The sequence below is a fragment of the Muribaculum sp. NM65_B17 genome, from assembly GCF_004793735.1.
GTDB classification, from domain to species: Bacteria; Bacteroidota; Bacteroidia; order Bacteroidales; family Muribaculaceae; genus Muribaculum; species Muribaculum gordoncarteri.
This window is the reverse complement of record NZ_SRYY01000001.1, coordinates 187,861-200,525: the sequence shown is the minus strand read 5'-3', so window position 1 is coordinate 200,525 and position 12,665 is coordinate 187,861. Positions and strand designations below refer to the sequence as shown.

Here is a 12,665-nt window from a genome sequence, read left to right as displayed (position 1 = left end):
AACATGAATGTTTCAGTCAATAAACCAGCAGACATTCGGTAGAGGTTTAAATATTGTCACAAAAATAAATGTTTTATTTCAATCCGGCAAAAAATAGATATGGTTTTATCGAAATCATATCTTACAACTCACTCGATGAGTCTATGAACACAAAACGCAAGAACGAAGCCGATAACACAACAACGGCAATGGCGGCCACAACCATGTTTAAAGTCATCCATGAAAATATCACGCCCATCATCCAAGCTCCGAGCATAAGTCCGCTTACATAGTTTACAAATCGGTCCCACGTGCCTGAGCATTGCTTCACGGGCAGATGCTTTAAGACAACCAATGCTATCCACACAATCCATGTAATCAACACAGCCGTCGCCGTACCTATCACCGCCACTGTAGCGAAGTCGACTTTGTTAAAATCAATCATGGGCGAAAACGAGAGCATCGTCATGATGTACAACATGCAGTATGTCGAAATGCGGGCATCGAGAATCGACATCCACAGCGTCGGCTTCCCCAACATATCAAATGAATATAACTTTCGTTCCATAGCATCGGTAAATTACTTTTTCACAAAAGTAGGCATTTAAATCGTAATCACAAATATATGCAATTGGAAATTGTCACTGCTCAAGACGACGCCTCTGGAAGAAGTAGCGGGTGACCAACAGGAACAGCACGGCTCCGGTGCCCTGCATAGCGGCTGCGACCCAGAAAGCAGCTTCATAGCTGATATATTCGGCCATGAATCCGCCCACAAGGATGCCTATGCCCATTCCGAGATCCCAGGATATCAGGATGGATGAATTGGCAGTGCCGCGCTGATCGTGCCGCGCCACTTTTATGAACATATTAAGAAAGGCGGGATACATCTGTCCGTTGCCAAGTCCCACAAGCAACGCCGACAGATAGTAGCTCCATTCACCGAGCGACAGTGCGAAGAGAGTGAATCCTGCAAGCGAGCACAACACTCCGCGGGCACAGTTCTGCGTCAGCTTCCCGGCACGTAACGCTTTTGAGCCGAAGAGTCGCGACACAAACAGTCCGCCCGACAATATCATGAAGAATATGCCCGTTCCGTCGGTTATGCCAAGCTCCTCCTGACCGTATATGGCCACGTAGTTGCTCATTATGCCCCAGCACAACCCAAACAATGATATGTTTACAGCCATCAGCCATGCACGCCCCAGAAAAAAGTGGTCGAGGCTCAACTTGGGCTTGTTGAGCACTATTTCACGCTGTGGAATCTTTACCGACGATGCGCTGCAAAATCCCGCCAACGCCAATGCCAATGCAATCCAGAATAGAAGCGAGAAATTTCCGGTAGCCGAATATATGTATATTCCTATCGACGGAGCCACGGCCATGGCGAGATTGTTGCTCAATCCGTAGAAGCCTATGCCTTCATTGCGCCTCGACGACGGAAGCACATCTATGGCCACGGTGCTGTTGGCCACGGTGGCCGCACCGAAGGGGATGCCGTGCATTGTACGCACTATGGCAAACATCAACAACGTGCCGGCCCCAATGTATCCCGCAAAACAGATGAAGAACGCAAAGAAGCACAGCATCAGCACTTTCTTGCGATTGAAGCTGTCAACAATGAATCCGCTGAAAGGCCTGATGAGAAGCGTTGCCACGACATAACCCGACAGCACAAGCCCTATCATGTCCTTGTCGGCCTTGAACTGCGCATCAAGATATATGGGCAGCAGCGGAGTAAGGATATAGAAGGCAAAAAAGAGCAGGAAATTGCTGGTCATCACCTTCAGGTAATTGGAATTCCAAAGTCGTTCCGACTTCAGTGTGTCGGATGTGGTTGATTCGCAAGCACTCATAGGTCACAGAATGATAACCGACAACAATCATGTCGGCACAATATTGTATTAAAAATGAGGCCACCGACAATACAGTCGGCAGCCTCGTATAGAAAAGTTGAGATTGTCTATTTTACTTCAGAGCAGCCTTAACAGCATCGTTAGGCACCATCTCTTCCTTGAATACATAAGCGCCGGTCTTAGGTGACTTCTCCATCTTTATAACCTTGCTGTATGTACGTCCTTCACCTTTTTGCAGTGATGCTACGGTTTTCTTTGCCATATCTTAGAGGGGGTTATTATTTGATTTCTTTGTGAACGGTTACTCGCTTTAGAATGGGGTTGTATTTCTTCAACTCCAGGCGGTCGGGGGTATTCTTTCTGTTCTTGGTGGTAATGTAACGAGAAGTGCCGGGCATACCGCTTGCCTTGTGCTCGGTGCATTCAAGAATCACCTGTACTCTATTACCTTTAGCTTTCTTTGCCATAATACCTTAGAATTCTAAAAATTTAATGTCCTTACCAGTTAAATAACCCTTCTCGGCAGCTTGCATCATAGCAGCGTTAAGACCGAGCTTGTTGATAGTGCGAAGACCGGCAGCTGAAATAGTAAGACGAATCCACGCCTGCTGTTCAACCCAGAAGAATTTCTTCTCGAAAAGGTTGACATTGAACGCGCGCTTGGTGCGACGCTTGGAGTGCGACACATTATTGCCCACCATTGCTTTCTTGCCTGTGATTTGACAAATCTTTGACATGGCTGTTTTTATCTTTTGAGTTCGTTATTTAATTAACTTTGGTTATATGGCCGCCATCTCAGTTCTCATATCATTGCTAAGTGCATCATTCTCAACAACTTTACAGGATGAGCCATAAAACAGGTGCAAAGTAACTAAATTTTTCCCACCTATGCAAGTTTTGCCCGCTTTTTTATTGATAATTTATTATCGGGCATGTCGTTTGAAGTATCCTCGCAACACTTCGGCGCTCTCCTCGGCGGGTGTGTGGACGGCCATTATGGACGGTCGGTCGGAAACCTCCATGAAATTCTGGAAGTTACACCTCAACGACTCAGCCGAGTCGGCTTCAAAGTATCGGAATCCGTAGGCCTCGGCCATCTGTCGCAAAGGGAAATGCCGCTTCACCACAAAGTACTCCTCAAGCTCGGGCTGATTGGATGTCGACGAGATGAAGCGGAATATTCCTCCGCCGCCGTTGCACATTACAATCATCTTGAATCGCGGCGGTATGCAGTCGACCGTCAGTGCGCCTATGTCATACTGAGCACTCATGTCACCGGTAATCAGCACCGTAACGCCGTCGTAAACTGTCGACGCACCTATCGCAGTCGATGTGCATCCGTCAATTCCGCTTACACCCCGGTTGCAGTCGCTGCGGCGAATGTCACGCGACGAAAACAGTTGAGCGTAACGTATCGAGGTGCCGTTGGAAAGCTGTAGGTTGCAGTCATGGGGCAACATCGACATTATTGCAGACATGGCCGACATGTCGCTCCAAGGAATGGATGATACATACTTGTCGTGGAGAAGTCGCGCCTCCCGCGCCACCTCATGCCATCGCGCCGAGTAATCGCTGTCATCGACGCTTTCACGCATTGCATCGGCAATCTGCGCGAAAAACGAGCCCGCCTCCATGTCGATACGCAATGTGAGCGACTGAAAGCAGTCGATAGTATTGTCGGTCATGCCCACATGCCAGTGTTCGCCCACCCTGTAATTGCGAAGATACTGCTTGACGAAACGTGACACCAGCGCGCCGCCGAAAGTTATCACCACATCGGGAGTAAGGCTGCGCTTGCCCTCGTCATCGAGGATGCTCAGGGTCGAGTCGATCGAGTCGATGAACAGTCGGTTGTGTATATTGGCGATGCTTTCGCATAGCACCGTTACATTGGGCATCATGGCAAGCCGACCGAGCGACTCGTTGAGAAGAGCGTCGGGCTTGTGGAAACCGCCTATGACAAGAACCTTATTGGGCGAAGACAATCGCTCGACAAGGTGCGTCAGCTCACTGTCGGTCAATATGCGTCCGGGTGCCACATGCCCTATGAACCGTTCGGTCCAGTACGTAGCCTCAGCAGGTTTTCTCACGTTAAGAGGCTCGTCAAGCTGCAGATTTATGTGCACGGGAGCGCGACGTCCACTCAATGCACACAACATTGCGTCGTTAACCACCCTGTTGACATACCATCGCGAAGTGTCATTGTCACACCGTGACGGGATGTTGTAGCTGCGCTTCACATAGTGTGACAACGCTTCATACTGGCGAAGAGTCTGGCTGTCATCCTGGTCGATCCACTCCATTGGTCTGTCGGCCGACACTACGACAAGCGGAAGCTTGCGATAGTAGGCCTCGGCTATGGCGGGCGCATAATTCAGGACGGCAGTGCCCGAAGTACACACAAGCACTACGGCACCGTCGACAATCGAAGCCTTGCCGAGTGCGATGAACGCGGCACTGCGCTCGTCGATTACAACCGTCTTCTCAATCGCGTCACATTGCGCCAATGCTACAACGAGCGGAGCGTTACGCGAACCCGGCGATATGACAACATGCCTCACACCGTGCTTGACAAGCAACGACACAAGTATCAAACAAGAATCCTTATCGGTAGTTTTCATAACGTGTGACAATATTTTTTAAGCCATGCAAAGGTAGTCATTTTTTGGATTTGCACCTCGTTCATCAACCTCACTACTGACAAAATCGTTATATTTGCAGTGAAAACATAAAATTCAAGTGACAATGAACAACGGATATATAAGAGTGGCATCAATAGCACCAAGAGTAAATGTGGCCGATGTGGACTACAACGTTGAGCAAATCATCGACATGGCACGTAAAGCCGCTGATGAGGGCGCGTCCATAATCCTGTTTCCCGAACTGTCGATAACCGGCTATACTTGCGCCGACCTGTTTCATCAAAGTCCGCTGCTTAATGCCGCCATTAACGGCTTGTCACGGATTGCCAAGGCATCGACAGGCATTGATGCACTCATTGTAGCAGGCGCACCGTTACGTGTCGAAGGACAGCTCTACAACTGTGCCGTGGCCGTCAGCGGAGGAACGATAAGAGCCATTGTGCCGAAGACATATATTCCCAACTACAACGAGTTTTATGAAAAGCGTTGGTTTGCATCGCCCGATGCTGTCAACTGCCCCATAGAAACCACACTTCCCGTCCAGGAGGCACCGATTCCGTTCGGCACCGACATCGTGTTGAGCGTCGACGATGCACTTGTGGGCATAGAGATATGCGAGGACCTGTGGACTCCGATTCCGCCGTCAACACATGCGGCACTAAGCGGAGCGCAGATACTGCTCAACCTCTCGGCATCCAACGACCTCATCGGAAAATATGACTATCTGCTCAGCCTTATAAAACAGCAGTCGGCACGCAACATCGCCGGCTACGTATATTCGGGAGCGGGATTCGGAGAGTCGTCGACCGACCTCGTGTTTGACGGAAAGACCATAATCGCCGAAAACGGCACACTGCTTCAGACCAACGCCCGATGGTCGACCGAGCCGTCATGTGTCATTGCCGACATCGACATCTACGCACTTAACCGCGACCGTCTTCACATAATGTCGTTTGGCGACACAGCCATGCGCGAACCCTCGCGCTACCGCATTGTCGACTCACTCATCGACCAGCGCATCAACACCGACCTGTTGCGCAGCATCGATCCCCACCCCTTCGTCCCCGACAGCGAACACATAGTCGACCGTCGCTGCGAGGAGATTATCAACATCCAGGTAGCAGGACTTGCCCGACGCCTTTCGGCCACACACACGAGCAAGCTTGTGATAGGAATTTCAGGCGGACTCGACTCCACTCTTGCCCTGCTTGTTGCCGTACACACATTCGACCGACTGAAACTCGACCGCAAGGGATTGGTGGCAGTGACAATGCCGGGCTACGGCACCACCGGACGAACCTACAACAACGCCATGACACTGATGAAGGCTCTCGGTGTCACAATACGTGAGATATCAATCGTTCCGGCTGTGGAGCAACACTTCAAGGACATAGGCCACGACCCGGCACAACACGATGTCACCTACGAAAATTCGCAGGCACGCGAACGCACCCAGCTGCTCATGGATATTGCCAACCAGGTTGGAGGAATGGTACTCGGCACGGGCGACCTTTCGGAACTTGCATTGGGATGGGCCACCTACAACGGCGACCACATGTCGATGTACGGAGTGAATGCAGGTGTGCCCAAGACGCTTGTTAAATACCTTGTGAGATGGTTTGCCATACGCACATCCGACAATGACGAGCGCACCGCCTTGAACGACATAATCGACACCCCCATAAGCCCCGAACTGATTCCCGCCGACAGCAAGGGCAACATCAAGCAGAAGACCGAGGACCTCGTAGGCCCCTATGAGTTGCACGATTTCTTCCTCTACTACACGTTACGTTACGGATTCTCGCCGCGCCGCATCTATTTCATGGCTTGTCATGCATTTAACGGAGTGTACGATTGCGCGACAATCAAGCATTGGCTCAAGACCTTCTGCCGCCGATTCTTCAACCAGCAGTTCAAGCGCTCATGTCTGCCCGACGGGCCCAAGGTGGGAAGTGTGTGCCTCTCTCCCCGAGGCGACTGGCGAATGCCTTCCGATGCATCTTCGGCATTATGGCTTGCCGAGTGCGACGAGCTTTAACGTTCCCCGATTATTTTGGCCAGCAAGGAGTTTCCGATGCAATCTGCGGTATCGTCGAAGTATGATATTGCGGATTGTATCCTCTTGTGCGCTGTGAATCGTAATCCTTGAGCAGTATCATCGCATACTTTCCGAGAATCAATATCGCCACAATGTTGACAAGTGTCATCAGACCCATCGACAAATCGGCGAGAGCCCACACGAAGTCAAGCGGCGACACTGCGCCAATAAGCACCATTGCGCCCACACACAACCGATATATCACTATCAACGTGCGGCTCTTGTAGATGAAGTGCAGATTGGTTTCTCCATAATAGTAATTTGACACGATACTCGTGAAGGCGAAAAAGAATACGGCTATGGCTACAAATGTCGAGCCTATCTGCCCCACTTCGCTTTCAAGTGCCATCTGCGTCAGCTCGATGCCCGATGCTCCGTTCTCGAATATCCCGCTGCACAGGATTATGAATGCGGTGCAAGAACATATCAAAATAGTGTCGGTGAATACGGCAAACGATTGTATAAGCCCCTGCTTGACCGGATGGCTGACCGATGCCGTAGCGGCGACATTAGGAGCCGAGCCCTGTCCGGCCTCGTTGCTGAACAAGCCTCGCTTTATTCCCATCATCAACGCCATTCCCATTCCGCCGCCAAGTGCCGCACTGCCGGTAAACGCTTCGGTGAATATCATGTCGAGCACATGGGGAATCCTGTCGATATTCATCACGACGATAGCCAGGGCAAGCACAATATAAAGCAGTGCCATTATAGGGACGACAATCTGGCTGAACTTGGATATTCGCTGAATGCCTCCGCAAATAATGAGGAGCGTCATCACCGCTAAAATTATTCCCACGACAACCGGCGAAAAGCCGAACGACACCTTCAATGCAGCCGAAATAGTATTGGACTGAACCGAATTGTAGGCGATTCCGAAGGTAAACGTTATAAGCACAGCAAACAGGATTGCAAACCATCGCCGCCCTATTCCATTCTGTATATAGTAAGCCGGACCGCCCATAAACGAATCCTTGCCCTTTACCTTATACAATTGCGCCAATGTCGACTCTACAAAAGCCGAGGCCGAACCAAGCAACGCTATTATCCACATCCAGAATATCGACCCGGCTCCGCCTATGGCGATGGCGGTTGCCACGCCGGCAAGATTTCCGGTTCCCACACGGCTGGCAATCGAAACGGCAAACGCCTGAAACGAACTCACAGTGTGATGCGTGTTGCCGTCGGCCGACGAATCATCGCTTTCACGCTTTCCCGACGAGCACAAGAGGCGAATCATCTCTCCAAACATCCTGAACTGTACGCCTCGGCTGCGCAATGTAAAATATATGCCTGTGAACAGCAGCAGAGCAATCAGTACATAGCTCCACAATATATTATTAAGCCAATCTATCATATTTCTTGGATAAAAGTGTGGTTAACAAGCACCACGACATCAATCATTGTCGCGGGACAATCATTAGAAGCGAATCGGTCACCTCTTCACGTTCAAGCAGTTTCCTGCTCTTTTCGTCCTCGCTCTCCTTCTTGTCATCAGCTTTGTCGTTGTCCTTTTTCTTCAGCCGACGAAGGAACGAGAATATATTGTCGAAATCACGCTTGAACATGATGCCTACGCCTTGTGTTGTTAACGCTGATTTCACATAATAGTTCTGGTCGTTGTAGCGATTATAGGCTTTAAGGCGTATATTTCCCGATTTATTGAGCAGATATTCTATATCAAAGTCACCGATAAACGAGTTGTTGTTAAGCGCCTTGTCGCGATAGCCGAAGTTTCCGTTGAAGAGCAGTCGGTTGTTGAGCAGGTAACTCGACAGCGCAAGATCGACCTCCATATCGCTGAAATCGCCCTTGTCGCTTCGGAAGTTAGGAGCTATGCTCCAGTTGTCGCTAAGCTGACCGAGCATCGAGCTCAATTGCGACGATATTGTCGACGATGCCACCGATACCAGCTCATTACCCTTGGTCGTCGCACCCATATAGTCGGGGGTATAGAAGCGGTTCAGCGCCAACAGATATATTATCTGTCGGTTCATCATGTCCTCGGTGCTCACGATACTCCTCACCTTGCGATAGGTGTCCTGAGTCAATGTCGGGAATTCAAGGTCGAAGCTTATGTCGGGCTGCTGCATGTCGCCCGACACTTTCAGCAGCGCATGCACGGGAACATTTGTGCGGTTCAGATCCTTGTCCTGAAGGAACGACTCGTCAAGGTCGCTGAGGTTGGCGTTTACCGAATAGACCGCCTGAATGTCAAGAGTGGCTGCAAGCGGGTCGCCGTGAAACGCTATCGAGCTGCCCGGCTTTATCGTGAAATCCTTTATTATTATATCCTGAAGCGTGAAGTTATAGCTTCCCTGGGTGAGCGCGTATGAGCCAAACATCTTCATCTCGTCGTTGGCCGATTCATACTCTATTCTGAGATTTCCGTTACCGCGTGCACGCATCCGGTCGCCGCCTATAGGGTCCATGACAAGTATCATCTCTCCGTCGGGGTTGGCGGCAACCTGAAGATTCATTCGGTACACAGTAGCCTGCTCCTCCTCATCGTTACGCTTCGACAACCTGTCCTTCAATCGCTTCACAGCCGCTATGCGCGGATCCTCGTCGGCATACTTTATGTCACCTTCAAGTTCGGCGCGGTCGCGGAACGTGAGGAATGTGTACTCGCCAGCCGCCTCCGTATCCGAGAGCACAAATGTAAACGTAGAGTTGGGGGCCGTCGATATGTTCACGTTTATGTCAATGAAGCCTGGGATTCCCTTTACAAATGCTCCTCCGTTACAGAAAATGCGGCCAAACCAATCGGGACTTATGCGCTCGGTGACATCAAAGCACAGGAAGTTACGCGCATCGGTAACCCTGAACTCAAAGCGCGGTTTCTTGAAACACTCATGTGTCACCCATCCGTTAAGCTGCGCCTTATTGCCGAATATGTCCTTCAACACGACATCATGGAAGTCGATTCGTCCGGGAGTAAGATGAATTGAATCGGTACATGAGTAATAGGTATTCACAAAGTCGAGCTTCAGCTTAAGATCCTCGGCATAGACCTCGCCTACCATGTCGATATACTTGAATGTACCGTACAGACGCGCCTTTCCTGAAGCGTAACCGCTTACATCGGATGTAAACGCTTCCATAAACGGGCGCATGAACCTCACATCTATCTTATCGGCCGAGAAGTGGAAGTCAAGCGAATCGTTCAGCGGGAATATTGCACCGTCGATATAAGAGCTCCGTCCGTTGGGCTGCTTTATCTCGGCCTTTATAGCCACACCGCGTGTGGCATTGTCCCACTCGCTCACTATATCGGCATTGCCGAGCATGGCCTGATTGTAGCTGATGCGCTCAACGTGCAGTCCCGGAGTGCGCAGATGCGGCTCCTTGCTGAAAAGATTTGAGGCATAGAACTTACCTGTAGCAATGCCGCCAAACATGGCGTTTCCTATGTCAAGAGTTTCAAATATATAGTCAAGGTTGACATCGAGCAGCTGAAGACACACCTCGTCGTCATCGTTATCCGACGCTACGCCGTCGATTTTTATGTATTGCTTGTCACGGCTTACATCAAATCCGTTAACGGCGACATACTTGTCATGCACGTTGATCGATGACGGATGCACGCTCCATATCGTGTCGTTAAACACCATCTCGCTGGGATTTATGGCAATGTCGGTTACAAGTCCACCCTCCTCGTCACGGGTGAATAGCGACGACAGCTCTACGGCACCCTTGAACAGACGGCTGCGGTCAATGCTCCAGTTCAATGCCACATCGGCACGATCCTCATGAGCCGATCCTTCCAGCGTTATGGAGGCATTGCCCTTCTTGGTGGGATATAACGTTGTGAAGTACAAGTCGGCGTCATGTTCACGACCTCTTACATCGACACGCAGCGCGGTGTTGTCGATGAATTTATCCTTCTGCATAAGATAAGGCGCGTCTATGTCAAGTGTAATGGTGGTGTCACGCGAATCTATCATTCCCGCAACAGTCACGGGATGCAATATCCTTACCGGAGAGCGGAAAAAGTTAAGCCACTCGGCAGTGGTTTCATTCTCCTTCAACTCGAGATTGAGCCTCATGTCAAGTGACGCGGGCTCTTCTTTTTTAGATTTCCGCGACTTTGTGCGCTTGGTCGATTTTGTGGATTTCTCGGCAAAAAACACAGGGAACACATTACGCATTATACCTCGGCTCACCGGCACTATGTCCTTGAACCTGTAGTGGCCTTCGATGCGACCGTCAATTACATCCGACTTTATGTCGATGAATTGCGGTGATGTGGAGCCCGATGCCTCAAGCGCGAAGCCGGAAAGCCTTATTCCTTTATCCGACTCGTTCACAAAACTGAAGTCACGCAAGTTTATGTCACCGTCCATGCTCTCGACATCGGCCCCGTTCAGCGATGCCGTTACGACGCATGAAAGGTTGTATCCGTCATAGCCCGGAGTAAGATTCAAGGCGTGGGGATTGATGCGATTTATATCGGCGTGCAGGTCGCAGGAGTAATTGTCCTTTACGAAATCCATGCTTCCGGCAATCTGCATGTCGATGTTTTCGTCACGTGATATCAATGTACCGCCAAGCAGCTTGTTGTCAAGCGACAACGACATCTCTACATCGTCGTAAGTGTAGCCTTTGTAAATGAACTGTCCTATTACACCGTCAAGAGTGCCTGAAACACCCTTTTTGGTAAAATCGGCGTGAGCCTTAACGTTAAGGCCTATGGTGCCTATGTCACGCTTGCCTATCAACTCGCCCAATGAGAAATTCTCGGTGACCACCTCTGCGTTAACGCACGGCGAACCGTGTTCGTCAAGATGCTCGTAATCGGCATTGATGTCAAGAGTGCCGAGCGATGTCGCAGCCGTACCGTCAAATGCGGCATATCCGGGATAGCCGTTAAATGCTCCGCGCATATTAAAATTACCGATATTCAGTATAATCTCGGCAAGCTTTGGGCTCAACGGCTTGAATGCACCTGCCAAATCAAGCACATCGGCGCCGTAGGCCGTGACATCAAACACCGGGAAGTCGATCGTGAGCGAATCGACACGGGGCAACCCGGCTACACCGCCCACTATATTTGCTTTCAAGCTGTTGTCGGCCGCATTCAGCATGAATCGATTCACCACTATGGAATCGACAGGGCCGTCGATGTCGGCATAAATTGACACCGGCATATCAAGAGGAGCCAGTGCCGGGGCAAGCGAAGCAAAGTCTTTTGGAGCAATGTGCGAACCTTCCAGGATCGACAGGTTGAACGGAATGCCGAGCAATCGCGACTTCAAGTCCTGCCATCCGTCATATTGCACCGAAAACTCCCCCAACCGGAGTTCCGACGACGGCATGACAAGCGCAAAGTCATCGACCTTTATTCCCAAGTCCGACACAAGAAATTTTCCATTGAGCGACTCGATACGCAACCCCGAACGCTCGGCAAGGGCAAGACGCTTGAGGTCAACCGAGTAATCGTCATTTTTAATTCGAGGAAGCAGTATGTCGGCCTTTATATCATAGACCCGCAGATGGTTGAAGTCGAGAGTCCGTCCCGGTTTCCGTTCGGCGTTAATGACATCATACGACACCGCACCCTGGCGTATGACTATGTTATTGATGCGCAAGTCGTAGAATGTAGGGTTATCGTCATCCTTCGGAGGGTTCAGTCGGTCGATAATCGGCTGTATGTTAAGCGGAGCGCTTGACGAGTCGCGCGACAGACGCGCATCGACACCAATCAACTCGGCAAAAGATATTACAACTCTGCCGTCAAAAATAAGCTTGCCAAGCATTATACCTGCACCAAGCCGCTTTACTCGCAATGCCGTGTCGCCGGGTGCCACCTCAACAGTCACGTCATTAGCCGCCAACTTGTTGAACGGACTTATATTCACCGAGCCTATGCTCACGTTGGCTCCGAGAAGCTGCGTAAGCTCACGCTCTCCTATGTGACATATATGTTTTTGCACCGACGGTAACGACAGCACTAAATATAGCATCGCAGGCACAAGGATGACTACCGCCAGAACGCTTACGATAATAGTACGTATTACCTTATATAATCGAGTCATTAAAAATCACTGAAAATCACTGCAAACTTACACAAAAACGCGCTAAAATGCCAAT

9 protein-coding genes are annotated in these 12,665 nt (G+C 50.2%); 1 reads left to right on the top strand and 8 read right to left on the bottom strand.

Features of this window, described 5'->3' with window-relative positions; all coding sequences use genetic code 11:
* Positions 1-121: 121 nt before the first annotated feature.
* The 6 genes from E5354_RS00915 to menD all read right to left on the bottom strand — a co-directional run bounded on the left by E5354_RS00915 (position 122) and on the right by menD (position 4,456).
* Positions 122-547 (bottom strand): hypothetical protein, encoded by a 426-nt coding sequence (locus tag E5354_RS00915; RefSeq protein WP_135946093.1) that lies wholly within the window; start codon positions 545-547, stop codon positions 122-124.
* 73 nt (positions 548-620) lie between these two features.
* Complete coding sequence (locus tag E5354_RS00910) at positions 621-1,835, bottom strand: MFS transporter (RefSeq protein WP_123395886.1); 1,215 nt, start codon at positions 1,833-1,835, stop codon at positions 621-623.
* Between the two features lie 112 nt (positions 1,836-1,947).
* Positions 1,948-2,097, bottom strand: coding sequence for a DUF4295 domain-containing protein (locus E5354_RS00905; RefSeq protein WP_123395887.1), 150 nt, complete (start codon positions 2,095-2,097; stop codon positions 1,948-1,950).
* A gap of 16 nt (positions 2,098-2,113) precedes the next feature.
* Positions 2,114-2,302, bottom strand: a complete 189-nt coding sequence (gene rpmG, locus E5354_RS00900; protein ID WP_123395888.1) for a 50S ribosomal protein L33 — start codon at positions 2,300-2,302, stop codon at positions 2,114-2,116.
* A gap of 6 nt (positions 2,303-2,308) precedes the next feature.
* Entirely contained in the window at positions 2,309-2,572 is a 264-nt protein-coding gene (gene rpmB, locus E5354_RS00895; protein WP_123395889.1) for a 50S ribosomal protein L28, read from the bottom strand.
* Positions 2,573-2,758: 186 nt separating this feature from the next.
* Positions 2,759-4,456, bottom strand: a complete 1,698-nt coding sequence (gene menD, locus E5354_RS00890; protein WP_123395890.1) for a 2-succinyl-5-enolpyruvyl-6-hydroxy-3-cyclohexene-1-carboxylic-acid synthase — start codon at positions 4,454-4,456, stop codon at positions 2,759-2,761.
* 118 nt (positions 4,457-4,574) lie between these two features.
* Between menD and E5354_RS00885 the strand changes: the two genes are divergently transcribed.
* On the top strand, positions 4,575-6,515 hold the full coding sequence (locus E5354_RS00885; RefSeq protein ID WP_288316925.1) for an NAD(+) synthase: 1,941 nt from the start codon (positions 4,575-4,577) through the stop codon (positions 6,513-6,515).
* 10 nt (positions 6,516-6,525) lie between these two features.
* Here the strand turns inward: E5354_RS00885 and E5354_RS00880 are convergent, their stop codons facing one another.
* Complete coding sequence (locus E5354_RS00880) at positions 6,526-7,929, bottom strand: alanine/glycine:cation symporter family protein (protein WP_123395892.1); 1,404 nt, start codon at positions 7,927-7,929, stop codon at positions 6,526-6,528.
* 43 nt (positions 7,930-7,972) lie between these two features.
* Positions 7,973-12,610, bottom strand: coding sequence for a translocation/assembly module TamB (locus E5354_RS00875; RefSeq protein ID WP_135946091.1), 4,638 nt, complete (start codon positions 12,608-12,610; stop codon positions 7,973-7,975).
* Positions 12,611-12,665 lie beyond the last annotated feature (55 nt).

What these genes read in the sequence shown, in the direction of transcription:
- E5354_RS00915 (WP_135946093.1), bottom strand. Translation starts at nt 547, where the DNA reads ATGGAACGAAAGTTATATTCATTTGATATGTTGGGGAAGCCGACGCTG.
- E5354_RS00910 (WP_123395886.1), bottom strand. Translation starts at nt 1,835, where the DNA reads ATGAGTGCTTGCGAATCAACCACATCCGACACACTGAAGTCGGAACGA.
- E5354_RS00905 (WP_123395887.1), bottom strand. Translation starts at nt 2,097, where the DNA reads ATGGCAAAGAAAACCGTAGCATCACTGCAAAAAGGTGAAGGACGTACA.
- rpmG (WP_123395888.1), bottom strand. Translation starts at nt 2,302, where the DNA reads ATGGCAAAGAAAGCTAAAGGTAATAGAGTACAGGTGATTCTTGAATGC.
- rpmB (WP_123395889.1), bottom strand. Translation starts at nt 2,572, where the DNA reads ATGTCAAAGATTTGTCAAATCACAGGCAAGAAAGCAATGGTGGGCAAT.
- menD (WP_123395890.1), bottom strand. Translation starts at nt 4,456, where the DNA reads ATGAAAACTACCGATAAGGATTCTTGTTTGATACTTGTGTCGTTGCTT.
- E5354_RS00880 (WP_123395892.1), bottom strand. Translation starts at nt 7,929, where the DNA reads ATGATAGATTGGCTTAATAATATATTGTGGAGCTATGTACTGATTGCT.
- E5354_RS00875 (WP_135946091.1), bottom strand. Translation starts at nt 12,610, where the DNA reads ATGACTCGATTATATAAGGTAATACGTACTATTATCGTAAGCGTTCTG.